General features: G+C 43.7%; 17 protein-coding genes. 15 read left to right on the top strand and 2 right to left on the bottom strand.

The features are described from left to right. Nucleotides 1-25: 25 nt before the first annotated feature. The 10 genes from AB5Z12_RS16995 to AB5Z12_RS16950 all read left to right on the top strand — a co-directional run bounded on the left by AB5Z12_RS16995 (nucleotide 26) and on the right by AB5Z12_RS16950 (nucleotide 12,513). Nucleotides 26-1,330 (top strand): hypothetical protein, encoded by a 1,305-nt coding sequence (locus tag AB5Z12_RS16995; protein WP_368356783.1) that lies wholly within the window; start codon nucleotides 26-28, stop codon nucleotides 1,328-1,330. A gap of 192 nt (nucleotides 1,331-1,522) precedes the next feature. After that, nucleotides 1,523-3,199, top strand: a complete 1,677-nt coding sequence (locus tag AB5Z12_RS16990; protein ID WP_148461208.1) for a M3 family oligoendopeptidase — start codon at nucleotides 1,523-1,525, stop codon at nucleotides 3,197-3,199. 80 nt (nucleotides 3,200-3,279) lie between these two features. Continuing rightward, entirely contained in the window at nucleotides 3,280-3,849 is a 570-nt protein-coding gene (locus AB5Z12_RS16985) for a hypothetical protein (protein WP_173717949.1), read from the top strand. Between the two features lie 202 nt (nucleotides 3,850-4,051). Next, nucleotides 4,052-6,313: an ABC transporter substrate-binding protein gene (locus AB5Z12_RS16980; RefSeq protein ID WP_368356784.1), complete on the top strand. Its 2,262-nt coding sequence runs from the start codon at nucleotides 4,052-4,054 to the stop codon at nucleotides 6,311-6,313. 91 nt (nucleotides 6,314-6,404) lie between these two features. Beyond that, nucleotides 6,405-6,533 carry a DUF6783 domain-containing protein gene (locus AB5Z12_RS16975; RefSeq protein WP_368072609.1) on the top strand — a complete coding sequence of 43 codons (129 nt, stop codon included), beginning with the start codon at nucleotides 6,405-6,407 and terminating at the stop codon, nucleotides 6,531-6,533. A gap of 51 nt (nucleotides 6,534-6,584) precedes the next feature. Then, on the top strand, nucleotides 6,585-7,571 hold the full coding sequence (locus AB5Z12_RS16970; RefSeq protein WP_118579276.1) for an ABC transporter permease: 987 nt from the start codon (nucleotides 6,585-6,587) through the stop codon (nucleotides 7,569-7,571). 10 nt (nucleotides 7,572-7,581) lie between these two features. After that, entirely contained in the window at nucleotides 7,582-9,324 is a 1,743-nt protein-coding gene (locus AB5Z12_RS16965) for an ABC transporter permease (protein ID WP_294423842.1), read from the top strand. Nucleotides 9,325-9,476: 152 nt separating this feature from the next. After that, nucleotides 9,477-10,529 carry an ABC transporter ATP-binding protein gene (locus AB5Z12_RS16960; protein WP_334285095.1) on the top strand — a complete coding sequence of 351 codons (1,053 nt, stop codon included), beginning with the start codon at nucleotides 9,477-9,479 and terminating at the stop codon, nucleotides 10,527-10,529. Then, nucleotides 10,522-11,529, top strand: a complete 1,008-nt coding sequence (locus AB5Z12_RS16955) for an ABC transporter ATP-binding protein (protein WP_148461212.1) — start codon at nucleotides 10,522-10,524, stop codon at nucleotides 11,527-11,529. Before AB5Z12_RS16960 ends, AB5Z12_RS16955 begins: the two co-directional genes overlap by 8 nt. A gap of 654 nt (nucleotides 11,530-12,183) precedes the next feature. Beyond that, nucleotides 12,184-12,513 (top strand): hypothetical protein, encoded by a 330-nt coding sequence (locus AB5Z12_RS16950; protein ID WP_195379234.1) that lies wholly within the window; start codon nucleotides 12,184-12,186, stop codon nucleotides 12,511-12,513. Nucleotides 12,514-12,577: 64 nt separating this feature from the next. Here the strand turns inward: AB5Z12_RS16950 and AB5Z12_RS16945 are convergent, their stop codons facing one another. After that, the gene (locus AB5Z12_RS16945; RefSeq protein WP_227201116.1) at nucleotides 12,578-13,273 is read right to left on the bottom strand and encodes a GTP pyrophosphokinase family protein; all 696 of its coding nucleotides are present in this window, start codon (nucleotides 13,271-13,273) and stop codon (nucleotides 12,578-12,580) included. A gap of 268 nt (nucleotides 13,274-13,541) precedes the next feature. Between AB5Z12_RS16945 and AB5Z12_RS16940 the strand changes: the two genes are divergently transcribed. The 5 genes from AB5Z12_RS16940 (at nucleotide 13,542) to phoU (ending at nucleotide 17,892) form a co-directional block, all read left to right on the top strand. Next, nucleotides 13,542-14,402 carry a substrate-binding domain-containing protein gene (locus AB5Z12_RS16940; protein WP_148461213.1) on the top strand — a complete coding sequence of 287 codons (861 nt, stop codon included), beginning with the start codon at nucleotides 13,542-13,544 and terminating at the stop codon, nucleotides 14,400-14,402. Nucleotides 14,403-14,579: 177 nt separating this feature from the next. Continuing rightward, nucleotides 14,580-15,434, top strand: coding sequence for a phosphate ABC transporter permease subunit PstC (gene pstC / locus AB5Z12_RS16935; protein WP_148461214.1), 855 nt, complete (start codon nucleotides 14,580-14,582; stop codon nucleotides 15,432-15,434). Further along, on the top strand, nucleotides 15,427-16,284 hold the full coding sequence (pstA, locus tag AB5Z12_RS16930) for a phosphate ABC transporter permease PstA (protein WP_368356785.1): 858 nt from the start codon (nucleotides 15,427-15,429) through the stop codon (nucleotides 16,282-16,284). Before pstC ends, pstA begins: the two co-directional genes overlap by 8 nt. Before the next feature lie 176 nt (nucleotides 16,285-16,460). Further along, the gene (pstB, locus tag AB5Z12_RS16925; protein WP_148461216.1) at nucleotides 16,461-17,210 is read left to right on the top strand and encodes a phosphate ABC transporter ATP-binding protein PstB; all 750 of its coding nucleotides are present in this window, start codon (nucleotides 16,461-16,463) and stop codon (nucleotides 17,208-17,210) included. 1 nt (nucleotide 17,211) lies between these two features. Beyond that, nucleotides 17,212-17,892 (top strand): phosphate signaling complex protein PhoU, encoded by a 681-nt coding sequence (phoU, locus tag AB5Z12_RS16920; protein ID WP_148461217.1) that lies wholly within the window; start codon nucleotides 17,212-17,214, stop codon nucleotides 17,890-17,892. Between the two features lie 150 nt (nucleotides 17,893-18,042). Here the strand turns inward: phoU and AB5Z12_RS16915 are convergent. Next, a partial coding sequence (locus AB5Z12_RS16915; protein WP_368368717.1) for an alanine/glycine:cation symporter family protein occupies nucleotides 18,043-19,433 on the bottom strand: 1,391 nt, incomplete at its 5' end.

The raw sequence follows: 19,433 nt of genomic DNA, 5'->3' as shown, positions 1-19,433 counted from the left end.
ACAGTTATCAGAAAGGAATAAAAATATGAAAAAAAGATATGTTCTTGCTGCACTGGCAGCTATGACAGTACTTGCAGGCTGTGGAGATAATGCTTCTCAGCAGAAAAACACGGACAATACTACCCAGGAGAGCACAGCAGAGGATGATCTGACAGCTGCAGATCCGGATGAAGATGGAGAAGAACTGGATCCTGAATTTTCACAGGATGTAGAGAATAATGAAGTGATCGATGCAGATGATGCAGAGGAAGAAGCAGCTCTTGATCCCATTACTCCTTCTGAATATCTGGTTCAGAATGCTTCCGATTATGTGACTCTTGGAGATTATGATGGTGTAGAGGTTACCAGGTATACCTATGAGATCACAGACGATATGGTACAGGATGAGATCCAGGAAGAGCTGGCAGATGCCAGTGATGAGCAGTCTACCAATGCACCTTCCGAGGACGGAAATATTGTATATATGAATCTTACTGCCAATGTGGAGGGTGAGGAAGCTGCTGATCCTGACGAGACTTTTATCACTTTGGGACAGGAAGAATTTGGTGCAGAATTTGACCAGAAGCTGACAGGTGTTTCTACAGGAGACAAACTGGATTTTAGCATCACATACGGAGATGACACCTGGCAGGAGGACTGGCAGGGAAAAACCGTTGACTTTTCTGTGGAGGTAACAGATGTTACAGCTTCCAATACTCCGGAATATGATGAAGATTATGTAAAGAATTATACCGGGTATGACACGAAGGAAGAATATGAGGCTTCTGTAAAAGAATATCTGGAGCAGTCCTATGAGGAACAGAGTACTTATGATGAGACAGAAGATCTGATTTCTGCCTGCCTGGCACGTACAGAGTTTACGGGAGAATATCCGGACGACCTGTTTGAGGCATGCAGGGAAGAGGCACTCTCCGGTTATTCCATGTTTGTAGAGGAAGACGGAGATGTAAATGATGTACTGGATATGTTCGGGGTTACAGAGGATGATATTGCAGAAGAAGCCAAAAATCTTGTAAACCGCCGCCTCTTCATCAGTGCATATGCCGAAGCCAATAATATTGAGGTAACAGAAGATGAATACGTGAATTATGTGAATGAGTATGCTGACTACTATGGCGAGAGTCCTGCTGATTTTGAGACTCTTTATACACGGGAAACGCTTGTAAATGCCCTTTATGAGAGCAAGGTAACAGAGCTTCTTCTGGAAAAGGCAAACGTGACAGAAACTCCATATACACCAGAAGAGTATGATGAAGAGGAATCCAAAGAAGATGACACGCTTGATGATCTGGAAATCGTAGAAGAAGGAGAAGAAGGCGTAGCTGAATAAAATCTGAAGATTTGGCAAAACACACTTTCAACGTCATAATGTTCTTTTATTAACATTTTTTATAAATTTAAGCCTTTTAATTTAGATGTGATTATGATATAATAAATAATACGCGACAATGGACGGACAGCATTCTGAAGATAAGCTTTAGGAAGTTTGTCCGCCCATTTGTGTCTATAAAGGAGGAACGAGATGAAATTTTCAGAAATGCCTTACACTCGTGTGGATTTTCCGGCTGTGATTGCACAGGCACAGGAGATTATCCAGCGCGCATCTTCTGCGAAGAGCGGAGAAGAGCAGTTCGAGATTCATCAGGAATTTAACAAGCTGATGGATCACGTGAGAACTCTTTATACCATCGCCCATATCCGCAGGGATGGAGATGTGACAAATGAGTTTTATGACGGCGAGAAGAGCTACTATGATGAGAAGCTCCCGGAACTGAACGCAGTGACAAATGAGTATAAGAAAGTACTTTTTGCCACTCCATATCGTCAGTATATGGAAGAGAAAATCGGACCGGTTGCATTTAAGTCCATGGAACTGGAGATGAAATCTTTCGATGACAGTCTGATTCCGCTGATGCAGGAGGAGAATGCCCTTGCTTCCCGTTACAGTAAGCTGATCGCTTCTGCCAAGATCATGTGGGAAGGAGAAGAACTGAACCTTTCCCTTATGCGTAAGTATATGCGCTCCCAGGATCGGAATACCCGTAAGAAAGCATGGGATGCTTTTTCAGGCTTCTTTGAGGAGAACCAGGCTGAGCTTGATGAAATCTACGATCTGATGGTGAAGAACCGTACCAGACAGGCACAGATGCTGGGCTTTGAGAATTACATTGATATGGGCTACTTCCGCATGAACCGTAATTCTTATACCAAGGAAGATGTACAGAAGCTTCGCGAGCAGATTAAGACTGTATTTGTACCGTTAGCTTCCAGAATGCACAAGAACCGTCAGGCACGCCTTGGGGTAGACGCACTTCGTTATTATGATATGGGTGTTTATTTCCCACAGGGAGATCCGGCGCCGATCGGTACTCCTGAGGAGATTCTTGAGAGCGGCCGCAAAATGTACACGGAGATGTCTGATGAGACAAGGGATTTCTTCAACATGATGATGGAGAATGAGCTTTTTGATGTATTCGGACGTAAGAATAAGGCTACCGGTGGTTACATGACGGAGCTTCCGGATTATGGTGTACCGTTTATTTTTGCAAACTTTAACGGAACCAGCGGTGACGTGGATGTAATCACACATGAGTGTGGACATGCATTTCAGAGCTATGTATCCTGCAAGGATCCGATCACCGATCACTCCAGATATCTGACCATGGAGACAGCAGAAATCCATTCCATGTCCATGGAATTCTTTGCGGAACCATGGATCGAGCTTTTCTTCGGGGAAAGAGGCGATGATTACCGCAAGATGCATCTTGAGGATGCCATCGACTTTATTCCTTATGGAACAATGGTGGATGAATTCCAGCACATTGTATACGGCAATCCGGAGCTTACACCTAAGGAGCGACGTGATGCATGGAACAGGCTGGAGCAGGAGTACCGCCCATATATGGATTCCACTGGCTGCAGGTTTATGGAAGAAGGCGGCTACTGGCAGAGACAGCACCACATTTTTGAGATGCCTTTCTACTATATTGATTATGTACTTGCACAGCTTTGTGCATTCCAGTTTAAGATCCGCATGGAGAAAGATCATGACGCTGCGTGGGCTGATTATATGAAGCTTTGCCGGCTTTCTGCAAGTGATTTCTATCCGTCCATGCTGAAACAGGTGGGACTTACAGTTCCATTTACAGATGGCTGCATTCAGAAGATTGTGGATGAGTTGGATAAGAAGCTGGGTTGAGTCATCAGGCAAAGACTGTGAGAAGGAAAAGCACTTTCAGGTAATAGATTGGGAACTCACAGGAAAGTTGAGGCAGAATTGTGAAAAAATATGGGAATGATTACCGCCAGAGAGGGGAAAAATTTGAATATACCGGAAAATGGTATGGCAGCAGCCTGTCAGTGAAGGAGCTGAAAAGACATGCCCTTAACAATACAGTTCTTATGGCAGCCGCCCTTGTGATCTATTTTGCCAGCCTGATGCTGAACAATGAAGGAAGCAGGATCTTCTGGATATTACTTCCCTATATGGTGGTAGTATTCCCTGTTTCCTATGGAATCATGGGAGGTGCTTCCTTATTTCTTTTTTGCAGACAGCAGGAGGGAAAAGCTCACTCACAGGTGGTAATCCCGGAAAAGCATATAGGGCATATGACCTGTGCACAGTATGAAAAAGGGGTGCGGCGTCCGGTAAGGTGCAGCATTGCCATCACGGTACTGGGACTTTTTACAAGCGTGGCAAACCTGATTTTTTTGTTAAAAGATTTCGAAAATCTTATTTTTACAAGGGAACTATTATTCGAGGCAGCCGCTGTGATGATTTTAGCACTGGGAAGTGTTAGTACTGCGCAAAACTGGCAGATTAAAGCGAAATTTACAAATTTTGAGTAAAAATCTTTCAGTTTTTGACAATTATGGACAAAATTCCAGACATATTTCGCCATATAGCTATTGCACATGTAATAAAACATGGTAAAATAGAGAGGTATAAGACAACAAATTTTCAGGTTGTCTGTAGTAGCTGGCCTCAGGAGTCTCCAACAGGCTCTGATGAATAGTTACAATAAAATATCTTAAAAAAGGAGGATAAGATATGAGCAAGAAGAAGTTAATGGCCCTGTTATTAACAGGTGTCATGGCAGCATCAACAGTGAGCGTACCTGTTTTTGCTGAAGAAGCTGAGGGAGGTTCTTCTGATACACCACTTGTTATTGGACAGACTAACTTCTCCGAGAAATTCAGTGGATTATTCCACGAGGCAGTTCCGGATCAGCAGATCGCAGAGAATGTAGGTGAGTATCTGTTTGGAAGTGACCGTACAGGTGCTATTATTTACAATGGTATCGAGGGTGAGACACATGAGTATAACGGAACGGATTATACTTACACAGGACTTTCCGACGTAACTGTTACAGAGGGCGAGGATGAGACCGTATATAATTTCAAGCTTCGTGAGGGTGTAACATTTTCTGACGGTGAGCCTCTTACCGCAGATGACCTGATTTTCACATATTATGTACTTTCTGATACAGATTATGATGGAAATGCAACATTCTACTCCACCAATATCAAAGGTATGAAGAATTACCGTCTGAATTCCACAGCAGCAGATTCCATCACAGATGAGGATGTTGCAAATACACTTGCAGACATGCCGGATGAAGTTGCTGCAAGAGTGAAAGATGAGCTGATTGTTCCGCTTCTTACATCTGAGTATGAGTGGGCGCAGACTGCATGGGAAGATTATGCAGATGCTTATGGTGTTACAAACGGAGATGAGTTCTTTGGAATGCTTTACGCAGCAGATGAGAACTATTCTGTAGATGGCAAAGATCAGGATACGATCATTAATGAGATCGCAGACCAGTATGGCAAGGACTATCTTGCACTTGCAGCTGCCTACGGCGACGAAGCATACTTCGATGAAGATGCAGCAACAATCGCTTCCGAATACCTGGTAGAGCAGAAAACTGCAGCAGGTGAAGGTGAAGAGGTTGCGAACATTGAGGGAATCAAGAAGCTTGGTGATTACGAAGTTGAGGTTACCACAGATGGTTTCGAGGCAACTACAATCTATCAGCTTGGGGTAATCGTTGAGCCAATGCATTATTATGGAGATGCTTCTCTCTATGACTATGATAACAACCAGTTCGGTTTCACAAGAGGAGATCTCTCCGCTGTACGTGATAAATCCAACCAGCCACTTGGCGCAGGTCCGTATAAATTTGTGAAATATGAGAACAAGACTGTATACATGGAAGCAAACGAGAACTACTACAAGGGTGCTCCTAAGACCAAGTACCTTCAGTGGCGTGAGACTTCCGACGCAGATAAGATTGCCGGTGTTGAGCAGGGTACAATCGACCTTTCCGATCCATCCGGAAGCAAATCTGCATTTGATCAGATCAAGAGCATTAACGGAAACGATGAACTCAGCGGTGATAAGATCATCGTTAACGCAACAGACAACCTTGGATACGGATACATCGGTCTTAACGCAAACACAATCAATGTTGGTGGAGAGCCAGGATCTGACGCTTCCAAGAACTTAAGAAAAGCTCTTACAACTGTACTTGCTGTATATCGTGATGTAGCAATCGATTCCTATTATGGAGATGCTGCTTCCGTAATCAACTACCCGATCTCCAATACATCCTGGGCAGCTCCTCAGAAATCTGATGCAGATTATCAGGTAGCTTACTCTGTGGATGTTGATGGAAATCCGCTTTACACAGATGATATGACGGATGATGAGAAGTTTGCAGCAGCAACACAGGCAGCTCTTGGCTTCTTCGAAGCAGCCGGATACACTGTAGAGAATGGCAAGGTAACAGCAGCTCCGGAAGGTGCTAAGATGACTTATGAGATCATCATCGGCGCTGACGGAAGTGGAGATCACCCAAGCTTTGCAATCCTTACAGATGCTAAGGCAGCTCTTGAGTCCATCGGATTTACACTTGAGATCAATGATGTTACAGATTCCAACATTATGTGGGATGCTTTAAATGCAGGTACCGCAGAAATGTGGGCAGCTGCATGGCAGGCAACAGTGGATCCTGATATGTATCAGGTTTACCACAGCGCAAGTGTAAAGAGCAATTACTACCACATCAATGATGAAACACTGGATCAGGACATTATTGATGCCCGTTCTACAGCTGATCAGGAATACAGAAAATCTGTTTACAAACAGTGTCTGGATATTATTCTTGACTGGGCAGTAGAGATTCCGATCTATCAGAGACAGAACTGCGTTATTTACAGCCCTGAGCGTATCAATGCAGATACCTTTACAAAAGATGTTACCACATTCTATCCGTGGTATGGAGATATCATTAATATCGAAATGAACTAAAGGTATAAAAGAAGAATGACTTGTTAGCGCAGTGGGTCCACCATAACCAGTGGACCCACTGCCTTACTGGCAGTATGCCTTGGGCTAGAGCGTGTCTGAAAAAGCATTCCCGCAATCTCCCACAAATTGTGACGCACATCTTGCAGAAAGCCTTTTTCAAACATGCTCTGGAACCCGGCCCGGTAAAACGGACAGAACCGGCAGGACACACTGCCAGTAAGAACAAGGTAAGTCAGTCTTCCCGCCCGATACTGAAAGGATAATTTATATAATGAAAAAATTTATTGTACGTCGTGTACTTCTTGGAGCGATGATCCTGTTCTTCGTTTCCATGATCATTTATTCAATTGAGAGAGCCCTTCCGACTTCTTATGTAGAGGGAAGAGCCCGTGATATGTCAATGAAACAGGGCGCGAAGCCCTATGATGAGCTGGTTGCTGAGTTAAATGCCGCTTATGGACTGGATAAGCCGGTCCTGGAAGGTTATTTCATCTGGCTTGGAAAAGCTGTTCATGGTGAATTCGGAGAATCCTGGATTTTCCATCAGCCAGTAAAACAGAAATTTGCCAGTGTCATCTGGTATTCTTTTGCTCTGGCACTGGCCTCCTTCCTGTTGGAAATTATCATTGCCATACCTTTGGGTATTATATCGGCAACGAAGCAGTACAGCAGGATTGATTATGCAGTTACCGTTTTTGCATTGATCGGTATTTCGCTGCCGTCCTTTTTCTTTGCTACCATTTTGAAATGGATTTTCTCTATTAATCTGAAATGGGTTGACCTGTATGGTATCGTAAGCCGTATGCATGAGTCCTATGGAAGTGTAGGTAAGGTACTGGATATGGCACAGCATATGATCCTTCCGGTTATTACGCTGACTATCGTAAGTGTTGGTTCCCTTATGCGTTATACCAGAACCAATATGCTGGAGGTTCTGAATGCAGATTATATCCGTACTGCCAGAGCGAAAGGTGTTCCGGAGAAAAAGGTGGTTTCTCATCATGCATTCCGCAATACTCTGATTCCGATCATCACCATCCTTGGAAGTACACTTCCGAACCTGTTCGGTGGAGCGATGATCACAGAGACTTTGTTCCAGATTCCGGGAATTGGATATACCTCCTACCAGGCATTAACTCAGGGAGATATTCCGTTTACCATGTTCTATATGGTATTTCTGGCATTTCTGACATTAACCGGCAATCTGATCGCAGATATCCTGTACGCTGTGGCAGATCCAAGGGTACGAGTAAATTAGGAGGAAAAACATGAGTACAGATCCAACAAAGAAAAAAGACGATCATGTCAGTACCTCCAAGGCACTGGATGATGAACAGCGTGTAAAAGTCCTTTCACCAGGAATGCTTGTTGCAAAGCGTTTCTTCCGCAATAAACTGGCTGTGGCAGGACTTGTAATTCTGGTAGCGATGTTTTTGTTTTCATTTATAGGTGGTATGGTAAGCCCTTACAATGAAAGCCAGGTATTCCGTAAAACAGATCATGTATGGAAAGACTATGCGGGAGCTACCTATAATAAATCTTATATTTTTACAACAGCAAATGGTGCAGAATTTCCTGCGCAGGGACAGCAGAAATTTATTCTTGCTACAAACAAGGGAAATGATTCCTTTGAAGCAAATGATGTAACCTACGGATTGGAACAAAAAGGTGAAGATTACTGGGCAATTTATTCTTCAGAATCAGTAGCAACCGTTCTTACACTGAAAGGAAAATCTACTTATAAACAGGTTGGAAATACAGAAATAACAGATGAAATCAAAGAAGGCTATGAAGAGGCTGTGGCAAATGATGCCAATACCTTTGAAGTAGATGGAACTACCTATACAATTGAGAAGGCCGGACGTGAGAATCAGATCACAATTTCCGGCGAAGTTGCATTTGCAACCAAGAAAGTATTCAGCGCAGCAACGAATGATGCAGAGATGGGATTTGATTTCCAACAGGCAGCACTTGATGCAATTGAAGCAGGAGATGCTTCTTTTGAATACGATGGCGCAACCTATGAGCTGATTACAACAGAGAACGAGACATCCACAGAGGTTATAAAGGATGGCGAAGTTTATGCCACTGTTTCCAATCTTCTGGTATCTCCTCAGGCAAAGGGTGTGTTCCTTTCTCTTTCCTTTAAAGAAGCAGTAGAACAGGCAATTGCTGACAAAGCTTCTACATTTACAGCTGTTAATGAGGCTGGAGAAGAAGAAACCTATCAGCTTCAGACCAAGAATACACAGTATGTTATAAGAAGCCAGAAAGCAACTACTGTAAATGACACTTATTCCGGACCAAGCAAAAAGCACTGGTTAGGAACAGACGGAAACGGTATGGACATGCTGACCAGACTGATGTATGGCGGACGTATTTCCCTGATGATTGGTTTCGTTGTTATCATTATTGAAGGTATTATCGGTATTCTGATCGGTGGTGTGTCCGGTTATTTTGGAGGATGGGTAGATACCATTCTCATGCGTGTGGTTGATGTTGTAATCTGTATTCCGGCAATGCCGCTGTACATTATCATCGGTTCTGTCATGGATTATTACAAAATTGATCCGCGAATCCGAATTTATGCACTTTGTGCAATTCTTGGTATCGTAGGATGGCCGGGAATTGCCCGTATGGTTCGAGGACAGATTCTGTCTCTTCGTGAGCAGGAATTTATGGTTGCTACAGAAGCTACCGGTGTTCGTATTTCAAGACGTATTTTCCGTCACCTGATTCCGAACGTTATTCCACAGCTGATCGTTATTGCAACAATGGGACTTGGTGATGTTATCCTGATGGAGGCAACTCTCAGTTTCCTTGGAATCGGTGTTAAATTCCCATACGCTTCCTGGGGTAATATTGTAAATGCGGTAAATGATGTATACGTATTGACCAACTTCTGGTTCGTATGGATCCCGGCCGGATTCTTAATCCTGCTGACCGTTCTTGGATTTAACTTTGTGGGTGATGGTCTTCGTGATGCATTTGACCCGAAAATGAAACGGTAGGTGCGAATATGGCATTATTTGGTAAGAAAAACGCAAACTATATCTCAGCTAAGGAAACCAAAAGAATCTCCAAAGAGAATCGAAAGATCACCAATGAGATAGAGAAGAAGAGAAACAGAAAGAATATTCCGGAGTCAGAGTATATCACTACCATGAAGAATCCGGAAAACGTAGTTGAGTTTGACAATGTTCATACTTATTTCTTTACAGATATCGGAACTGTTAAAGCCGTTGATGGTGTAAGCTTTGAAATTCCCCAGGGAAAAACAGTTGGTGTTGTTGGAGAATCCGGTTGTGGAAAGTCTGTAACTAGCCTTTCCCTTATGCAGCTGGTACAGCGTCCTCAGGGACAGACTGTAGAAGGAGAAATCCGTTTTAATACCGGAGACAAGGTTTACAATATTGTAAATACTCCTACAAGTGAAATGCAGAAGCTTCGCGGAAATGAGCTTTCCATGATTTTCCAGGAGCCTATGACTGCACTGAACCCGGTATTCCGCATTGGAGAGCAGGTTGATGAGATCACCAAGCTTCACAATCCGGATATGAGCAAAGAGCAGGTAAAGGCCAGAACCATCGAAATGCTGAAGCTGGTTGGAATTGCCAACAGTGAGGGCGTTTATAAGATGTATCCTCATGAGCTTTCCGGTGGTATGCGTCAGCGTGTATGTATCGCAATCGGTCTTGCTTGTAATCCAAGACTGATCATTGCTGATGAGCCTACCACAGCTCTTGACGTTACCATTCAGGCGCAGATCCTGGATCTGATGCGTAACCTGAAGGATAAGATCAATTCTTCCATTATGCTGATCACTCATGACCTGGGGGTTATTGCAGAGATGGCAGATTATGTAGTTGTTATGTATGCTGGCCGTGTAGTTGAGAAGGGTACTGCAAGTGAGATCTTCAAGAACCCATCTCATCCATACACCATTGGACTTATGCGCTCCAAACCGGTTGTAGGCAAGAAGGTTGACAAGCTTTACAGTATTCCAGGTAAGGTTCCGAACCCTATTGATATGCCGGATTACTGTTATTTCCGTGACCGTTGTGAGCTTAGTTGTGACAAGTGTCAGGGAAGCTATCCAGGCGTGATCAAATTAAGTCCTACACATGAAGTAAGCTGTTACCGCTATGCAGACCGTCCGGAAGCAGGATGGCTGGCAAATGTTCATCCAGGGGAAGGGGGAAAAACTCATGAGTGAGAATAAGACAGCAGAAAATACAAAGAATCAGCAGTCCGATAACATTCTGGAGGTATCCCATCTTAAGAAATATTTCCCGATCAAGGGTGGAATGTTCGGTAAGCAGGTTGGAGCTGTAAAAGCAGTTGATGACGTTTCTTTCACATTAAAGAGAGGAACCACAATGGGTCTGGTTGGAGAGTCCGGATGTGGTAAATCTACCACAGGAAGAACCATCTTAAGACTGATTGAGAAAACAGACGGACAGGTTCTCTTCAACGGAAAAGATGTTTACGGTCTTTCCAATAGAGAAATGCGCGATATGCGTACCAAGATGCAGATCATTTTCCAGGATCCATATTCTTCCCTTTCCCCAAGACTGCCGGTTGGCGAGATCATCGGGGAAGCTGTAAGAGAGCATAACCTGGTTCCTAAGTCTGAATATGCAGATTATGTGACCAAGATCATGGATGACTGTGGACTTCAGTCTTATCATAAAGACCGTTATCCTCATGAGTTCTCTGGTGGACAGAGACAGCGTATCTGTATTGCGAGAGCACTTGCATTGAATCCGGAGTTCGTTGTGTGTGACGAGCCGGTTTCCGCGCTTGATGTTTCCGTACAGGCTCAGATCATTAACTTGTTAAAGGAACTTCAGGAGAAGAGAAATCTGACTTATCTGTTTATCTCTCATGATCTTTCCGTTGTAGAGCATATTTCCGATACCATCGGCGTTATGTATCTGGGAGGTCTTGTGGAGACTGGTACCACATCAGATATTTTTGCAAATCCTCTTCATCCGTACACAGAGGCTCTGTTCTCTGCAATTCCTATGCCGGATCCGGATCTGAAGAGAAACCGTATCATTCTGGAGGGAAATATTCCATCCCCTGCGAATCCGCCTAAGGGATGTAAGTTCCATACCAGATGCCGGAAGTGCATGGAGATTTGTAAGAATCAGGTGCCTGAGGTAAAAGATATGGGAAATGGGCATAAGGTGCGCTGCCATCTGTATGACTAAGAATAAAGCAGGCCAGGGATTACCTGGTCTGTTGCTATTTAGTGTGTTGAAAGTTGTTCAAGGCGGACGCATTCGGACAATGGTGATTGCTCACTCGCCGGCGCAACGCTCCAGCGAACTAACTGCTAACTGCGACTAAATCGTTCAGGAGAGCCTTCACGATTAAGTCTCCGTAAGCAGTGGATTTCGCCTACGCTAAAACCGCGCCTGAAATGGCTCGCTAGAGCAATCACCATTGCCCGAATGCTGTGTACTGGCTGGGACTTATTTGTTCATAGGAACTTTCGACAGAGGGGGAGTGATTGGTTTCCCGATACTTTCTTGGCAATGATAGATTGGCAAAAAACAATAAAGTTGCGGGATACCAACTACTTCACCCCACCCTCGTTGTTGTCGTTACTGTTTCTTTCTTCCCTTTCCAGTAACCAGCGATTTTGCAATGTATATTCGCAAGCCGCGCATTTTAGGAGCGGTTTTAGTGGAGGCGAGATCCATGACTTACGGAGACTTAGGCGCGAAGGCTCTCCTGAGCGTCTTAGTCGTAGTTAGTCATTAGCTTGCCGGAACGTTGCGACGCGCGGCGGTGAATATACATTGTGAAATCGCGTCCGGAATAACGACCAACACATTAAATAGCAAAACAGGAGGTTCTACATGGGAAAAAGAAAAAAAGAAGAATTGCCCGATTACACAGTAGCCAATATGGATGTGGATGGTATGCCCTGGAATTCCAGAAGACCATGGCAGATATTTCCTGGAGATCCATCCAGACGCAGAAAAGAATTTGATGTAAAAGTGCCGGAACCGGGAATGGAAAATGAAGTGACGGATAATCTGAGCGCTTTTCAGAATCCGCCGATGACGAAGGAAGAAAGAAGAGGAATCATCTGGCTTTCGCTAAAGGCGTCACTGACTGTGGGACTGATCTTTGGCGGTGCGGCATTTTTGTTTATTTTATTCTGTGTATTCGTGTGGCTTAAATAAAAAAAGAGAACAGCGGTTTTACCTGTGAAAGTGAGCATTTCACAGGTAGAGCCGCTGTTTTTTATTAGATATCATGAAACATTCCGATTTTATTCTTAATTTTTTGCATTTCGTTATCCGTTTCGATTACTGCCTGAGCCGAGCGGAGCAGTTCTTCACTGATCTCTGCATATCCTGGCAGGTCCTCGATTCCCTTCTTGTAGCGGAGCTGATGCTCCAATGTAGCCCAGAAGTCCATGCCGTTGGTACGGATCTGAAGTTCTACTCTCATAGGTGTTTTCCCCTTGGAGAAGAATACAGGAATCTCTACTATCATATGATAACTACGATAACCATTTGGCTTCGGATTCTTGATATAATCCTTGATTTTAATAACTTTAATATCATCCTGTCCGGCAATCAGATTGGCCACTGTATAAATATCGTCAATGAAAGCACAGACCACCCGGACACCAGCCACGTCATTTAATTGTTCCTGAATATTCTCCGCTGTAAAATCATATCCCAGCTTCTGCAGTTTCCGGTAAATGCTCTCCGGTTTCTTTATCCTTGTCTTAATAAAAGAAATAGGATTTCTCTTATACTCCACGGAAAATTCATCATCCAGAACCTCCAGCTTGGTCTGTACCTCCCGGATGGCACATCTATACATCATCATCAGATCATTAAACTTTGCTGCATTTTTGATAAAACGCTGCGGATCTGGCGTATCCAGCCAGGGCGCATTCTTTTCTACTTCGTTCATGGCAAATCCTTTCATTTTTAACATACAGATTATTCTGCATGAAGAATTTTATATAGTCTTATTATATAAGAAAAACGCTGTGGAAGCAACGGATAAACCCTTAGAAATATCCAGTGAAGGAAAAGAAAATATTGTTAAAAAACATATAAAATACCGCTGCCATATTTTACTGCGATTTTACTTTTAAAAGCTAGTGCATTTTACATCCAAACATTAAGATACAACTGTAATCGCGAGAGAGATAAAAACATTAGGACCGCGAAGAAAAGGAGAATTTAAAACTATGAAAAAAGGTTTAGCAGTAGCAATGGCGGCATTATTAGGAGTAGCAACAATGGGAACAACAGTTATGGCAGCAGCTTCCGGAGATATTACAATCTGTTCAAGAGAAGACGGATCCGGTACAAGAGGCGCATTTATCGAACTGTTTGGAATTGAAGAAAAAGATGCAGATGGAAATAAAGTAGACAATACAACTGAGGCAGCAAAGATCACAAACAGCACATCCGTTATGTTAAGCACAGTAGCTCAGGATGAGAACGCAATCGGATATGTATCCCTTGGCTCCCTGGATGACAGCGTAACAGCAGTAAAGATCGATGGTGCAGAGGCAACAGCAGAGAGCATCGAGTCTGGTGATTACAAGGTGGTTCGTCCATTCAATATTGCAACAAAAGATGATGTCAGCGAAGCAGCACAGGATTTCATCACATACATCATGAGCGCAGACGGACAGCAGATCATTGAAGACAACGGATACATCTCAGTAGGCGACAAACCTGCATATGAAGCAGCTGACGTAGAAGGAAAAGTTGTAGTAGCTGGATCCTCTTCTGTAACACCAGTTATGGAGAAACTTGCTGAAGGCTACAAGGCAGTAAATAACAAAGTTGATATTGAGGTTCAGCAGAGCGATTCTACAACTGGTATGACATCTGCAATCGACGGACTCTGCGATATCGGTATGGCATCCCGTGATTTGAAAGACAGCGAGCTTGAGGCTGGTCTTACCGCAACTGTTATCGCAAAAGATGGTATCGCTGTAATCGTAAACAACGACAGCGGTGTTGAGGAACTTACCAGTGAGCAGGTAAAAGATGTTTACACAGGCAACATCACAACCTGGGAAGACCTTACAAAATAATAAGAAATAAAGTTACTGTTCACAAAAAAACACCTTGCGGAACGCTATCAGTGAATAGTAAAGAAATAAAGTACCTTTACAGTTACGAAACATGAAACAGAAATAAGGAATCCTGCAAAGCCGGTCAAAAGCTTTGCAGGATCCAAATTTTCCGAATAAAAAAGGAACTTACTTTATATGAAATCGATCAATGAAACTGTAATGAAATTTGTATTCCTTGCAGCGGCCTGTACCTCCGTATTAGCCGTTGCATTAATCTGCATTTTCCTGTTTGCAAACGGAATACCGGCAATGGCGAAGATTGGTCTGCCAGATTTTCTGTTTGGAATGAAATGGAAGCCGTCCAATGGATTGTATGGAATTTTTCCATTCATTCTGGGAAGTATTTATGTAACAGCCGGGGCAATTGTGGTGGGAGTTCCAACAGCCCTTCTGCTTGCAATCTTCCTTGCATTTTATTGTCCGAAAAAGCTGTATGCACCATTAAAGGCAATGGTAAACCTCCTTGCAGGAATCCCATCTGTTGTATATGGATTTTTCGGTTTGACAGTGTTTGTCCCGTTGCTTCGACAGCTTACCGGTCATGATGGAAGTACGATGCTGACGGCTTCAGTGCTTCTTGGAATTATGATCCTTCCAACGGTAACCGGCGTTGCAGAACCAGCCTTAAAAAGTGTTCCCACAAGTTATTATGAAGGGGCACTGGCACTTGGAGCAACCCACGAAAAAAGTGTATTTGGCACTGTTTTTCCGGCTGCAAAATCAGGTGTATTAGCTGGTGTGGTTCTTGGAATCGGACGTGCCATTGGTGAGACGATGGCAGTGATCATGGTAGCTGGAAACCAGACCTGGATGCCACAGGGACTTTTCAAAGGACTTCGAACCATGACCGCAAATATTGTAATTGAAATGGGCTATGCAACCGATCTTCACAGAGAAGCGCTGATTGCTACAGGTGTTGTACTTTTTGTATTCATCCTGATCATCAACCTGTGTGTATCAGCTTTGAAAAGGAGAGCAGAAGATGAGTAAAAATAAATTATCCTATTGGAAAAATCATCCTGGTTCTGCCATCCTGAGGCTCCTGGTATGGTTATCTGCAATTATTACAGTGGCAGTTATGGCGTTTCTTGTTGGTTTTATTCTGATAAAAGGTGTTGGAAATCTGACACCAGACTTGTTTGCACTGGAATATAATTCTGACAATGCTTCTTTAATGCCGGCTCTGATCAACACCTTGATCATCACCCTGTTATCCCTGGTAATCGCTGTGCCATTTGGAATTTTTGCTGCGATTTACCTGGTTGAGTATGCGAAAAAGGGCAGCAAGCTGGTCAAGATCATCCGTATTACAACAGAAACCCTTCAGGGAATCCCATCCATTATCTTCGGTCTGTTCGGTCTTCTGTTTTTCAGTACCGCTCTCCATTGGGGATATTCCCTTCTGGCCGGTGCTATGACACTGGTGATTATGATCCTTCCGCTGATCATCCGTACTACAGAGGAGGCACTTATGGGTGTCCCGGATGCGTACAGAGAAGCTTCCTTTGGCCTTGGGGCAGGAAAGCTCCGCACTGTGTTTAAAGTGGTGCTTCCAAGTGCAATTCCTGGAATCCTTTCTGGTGTGGTACTTGCAACAGGACGTATTGTTGGTGAGACTGCAGCCCTGATTTATACTGCCGGTTCTGTGGCGAAGGTTCCATCCAGTCTGATGGGATCCGGACGTACCCTGGCAGTACATATGTATGTGCTTTCCAGTGAGGGACTTTACATGGATCAGGCTTATGCTACAGCAGTTATTCTGCTGATCTTCGTACTTGTACTGAACGGAGTGTCCGGTTTATGTGCAAAGCACTTAAGTAAAGCCACTAACGGTCAGTAAGTGCCATAGGTGTTGCTAATGTATGCAGTTGTGGCAGCGCAATAGGCGAGAAATAACTAACTTTCATATATGATAATATTGCCAGCAGGCGATACGTCAGTTTGATAAAAATTCACACTCAGCAGATTTGTTTAGAAAATGTAATAGAACTAAAAATTTCTGCAGCAAGGAGAATTATGGGTAAAATAGATGTAAAAAATATGGATCTGTATTACAGCAGCTTCCATGCCTTGAAAAATATTAATCTGGAGATTCCGGAAAAGAAGATTACCGCATTCATTGGTCCAAGCGGCTGCGGAAAATCCACATTACTGAAATCCTTAAACCGTATGAACGATCTTGTGGAAGGCTGTAAGATCACAGGCGATATTTGTCTGGACGGTGAGGATATTTATGGTGACATTGATGTAAACCTTCTTAGAAAACGTGTTGGAATGGTTTTCCAGAAACCAAATCCTTTTCCAATGAGCATTTATGATAACATTGCATATGGACCTCGTACTCATGGAATTCATTCCAAGGAAAAACTGGACGATATCGTAGAACGTGCTCTTCGAAATGCTTCTATCTGGGATGAGGTAAAGGACCGGTTAAAAAAGAGCGCCCTGGGTATGTCTGGCGGACAGCAGCAGAGACTTTGCATTGCAAGAGCTCTTGCAGTAGAGCCGGAGGTACTTCTTATGGATGAGCCTACCTCTGCACTTGATCCAATTTCCACATCCCACATTGAGGATCTGGCGCTGGAATTAAAAGACCGATACACCATCGTGATCGTAACTCACAACATGCAGCAGGCAGCCCGTATTTCTGACAAGACTGCATTTTTCCTGCTGGGTGAGATTATTGAATATAACGATACTACAGAACTGTTTTCCAGACCACAGAACAAGAAAACAGAAGAGTATATTACAGGGAGGTTTGGTTGATATGAGAGATGTGTATACCGCAAAGCTCTCCAGGCTTTCAGATGAGATCCTGGAAATGGGAAATCTGTGCGGTCAGGCCATCATGAAGACCTGTCAGCTTCTGGCAAGCGTGGAGATCCGTGAGGCTGCCACAAAGGAGATTGGAAGAATTGAGAAGGAGATTGACGACAAAGAACATAATATTGAGGCTCTGTGCATGCAGCTTCTTCTGAAACAGCAGCCGGTTGGTACTGATCTTCGCAAAATTTCCGCAGCACTTAAGATGGTAACAGATATGGAGCGAATCGGCGACCAGGCTACTGATATTGCGGAGATTCTGAACACAGGCAGCGTTCATGTGCCGGTAACAGCTATCCCACTTCAGGAAATGGCAGATTATGCCATGCATATGGTAAATGACAGCGTTACCGCTTATGTAGAGGGAAAAAGTGATCTGGCCAAAAAGGTGATCAGCAGTGATGATGTTCTGGATAACCTTTTCAATAAAGTAAGAAATGCGTTGGATCAGAACACCATGGGCTTTTCCAGTGACGAGGTTCTTGATCTTCTGATGATTTCCAAATACTATGAGCGAATCGGAGACCACGCCACCAATATCGGAGAGTGGGCAGAGTTTTCTGTAGACGGAATCCATAGAAACGGAGACAGCATCAGCGATCTGTTTAATCCGGATTCCTTATAATAAGATTGGAACAAAGACAGGGGCAAACATGTTTTGCCTCTTTTTGGCAGGAAAGTTACATATAAAAGAACCTTGTCTGACTGGCTAAAAGCATCGTATCAGACAAGGCTCTATGTTTTTCAGGAGAGGAATTCTTTCTTTTATTTTATCTTATTCGTAATTTTTATGTTTTTTAAAGAAATCCTTTGTTTCCTTTACGACTACACCGCTTAAAGCAAGCAGCGCGATCAGGTTCGGGAAGGCCATCAGGGCATTGAAGATATCTGCAATGTTCCAGACAGCAGCAACAGTCATGTACGGTCCGAAGAAGACGCAGATGATATATAACCAACGGTAAGTCTTTACGGCAGTCATGTTGCGGTTGAAAAGGTATTCCAGGCAGCGCTCACCGTAATAATCCCATCCAAGGATGGTTGTGAATGCGAAGAATACCAGGCACAGCATAAGAGCAAAGGAGGCAAACTGTGCAGGGAATGGAAGACCTTTCTGGAAAGCTGCAGTAGTAATTGCAACACCTTCAAGTCCTGTATTCCAGGTCTCAGTAATGACAATGGAAAGACCTGTCATGGTACAGATTACAATGGTATCAATAAAAGTACCGGTCATGGAAACAAGTCCCTGGCGAACCGGTTCCTTTGTCTGAGCGGCAGCTGCAGCAATCGGAGCGCTACCAAGACCAGACTCGTTTGAGAAAATACCGCGGGCAATACCTTTCTGCATTGCCACAACCATGGTTCCCATGGCACCGCCTGCAAGGGCACTTCCGTTGAAGGCTGTTTTTACAATTGTAGCGATGGCACCAGGAACTGCGGTAATATTTGTGATCACAATGATCAGTGCAAGTGCAACATAAAGAACCGCCATAAATGGAACGATGATCTGGGAAACTTTTGCAATACGCTGAATACCGCCAAGAACTACAAGTCCTACGCATAAGGTAAGAATCAAGCAGGCGATTACAGTTGCCCAGGAATATGTATTTCCAAAAAGGGAAACGGTGTGTACGGTATCCGGGTCAAAGAAGTTCTTTACTGCAGAAGCAATACCGTTTACCTGAGTAAAGGTACCAATTCCGAAAAGACCGACTCCGGCTCCAAAGAATGCAAAAATTTTCGCAAGCCATCTCCACTGTTTTCCCATACCATTCTCAATATAATAAAATGGTCCGCCAAGAACGTGTCCGTCCTTGTCGATGGTACGGTATTTGATGGCCAGAAGTCCTTCTGCATATTTGGTCGCCATTCCGAAGAATGCAGCAACGATCATCCAAAACAGGGCTCCGGGTCCGCCGGCAGCAATAGCAGTGGCAACACCTACGATGTTACCGGTTCCGATAGTTGCGGACAAAGCTGTGCAGAGCGCACCAAAGCTTGTGACTTCACCTTCGCCGCCTTCTTCATTTTTTACCATGAATTTCAGTGCTTTTCCCAGATGTCTTACCTGTAAAAAGCCTAACCGAACGGTTAAAAGGAATCCTGTGATCAGGATCAGAATGATTAACGGAAGTCCCCAGACTACTCCGTCAAACCAGGTGATAAAGT

Source organism: Ruminococcus sp. RTP21358st1_G6_RTP21358_211008, from assembly GCF_040908885.1.
GTDB lineage: Bacteria > Bacillota > Clostridia > Lachnospirales > Lachnospiraceae > Blautia_A > Blautia_A faecis.
Note: the sequence above shows the minus strand (reverse complement) of the source record. Positions and strands in the feature narration are given on the sequence as shown.

Excerpts from the sequence above, each read along its gene's own strand:
- AB5Z12_RS16950 (WP_195379234.1), top strand. The coding sequence starts at position 12,184 with ATGGGAAAAAGAAAAAAAGAAGAATTGCCCGATTACACAGTAGCCAAT.
- pstB (WP_148461216.1), top strand. The coding sequence starts at position 16,461 with ATGGGTAAAATAGATGTAAAAAATATGGATCTGTATTACAGCAGCTTC.
- phoU (WP_148461217.1), top strand. The coding sequence starts at position 17,212 with ATGAGAGATGTGTATACCGCAAAGCTCTCCAGGCTTTCAGATGAGATC.
- AB5Z12_RS16940 (WP_148461213.1), top strand. The coding sequence starts at position 13,542 with ATGAAAAAAGGTTTAGCAGTAGCAATGGCGGCATTATTAGGAGTAGCA.
- pstC (WP_148461214.1), top strand. The coding sequence starts at position 14,580 with ATGAAATCGATCAATGAAACTGTAATGAAATTTGTATTCCTTGCAGCG.
- AB5Z12_RS16990 (WP_148461208.1), top strand. The coding sequence starts at position 1,523 with ATGAAATTTTCAGAAATGCCTTACACTCGTGTGGATTTTCCGGCTGTG.
- AB5Z12_RS16970 (WP_118579276.1), top strand. The coding sequence starts at position 6,585 with ATGAAAAAATTTATTGTACGTCGTGTACTTCTTGGAGCGATGATCCTG.
- AB5Z12_RS16955 (WP_148461212.1), top strand. The coding sequence starts at position 10,522 with ATGAGTGAGAATAAGACAGCAGAAAATACAAAGAATCAGCAGTCCGAT.
- pstA (WP_368356785.1), top strand. The coding sequence starts at position 15,427 with ATGAGTAAAAATAAATTATCCTATTGGAAAAATCATCCTGGTTCTGCC.
- AB5Z12_RS16980 (WP_368356784.1), top strand. The coding sequence starts at position 4,052 with ATGAGCAAGAAGAAGTTAATGGCCCTGTTATTAACAGGTGTCATGGCA.
- AB5Z12_RS16995 (WP_368356783.1), top strand. The coding sequence starts at position 26 with ATGAAAAAAAGATATGTTCTTGCTGCACTGGCAGCTATGACAGTACTT.
- AB5Z12_RS16965 (WP_294423842.1), top strand. The coding sequence starts at position 7,582 with ATGAGTACAGATCCAACAAAGAAAAAAGACGATCATGTCAGTACCTCC.
- AB5Z12_RS16960 (WP_334285095.1), top strand. The coding sequence starts at position 9,477 with ATGAAGAATCCGGAAAACGTAGTTGAGTTTGACAATGTTCATACTTAT.
- AB5Z12_RS16945 (WP_227201116.1), bottom strand. The coding sequence starts at position 13,273 with ATGAAAGGATTTGCCATGAACGAAGTAGAAAAGAATGCGCCCTGGCTG.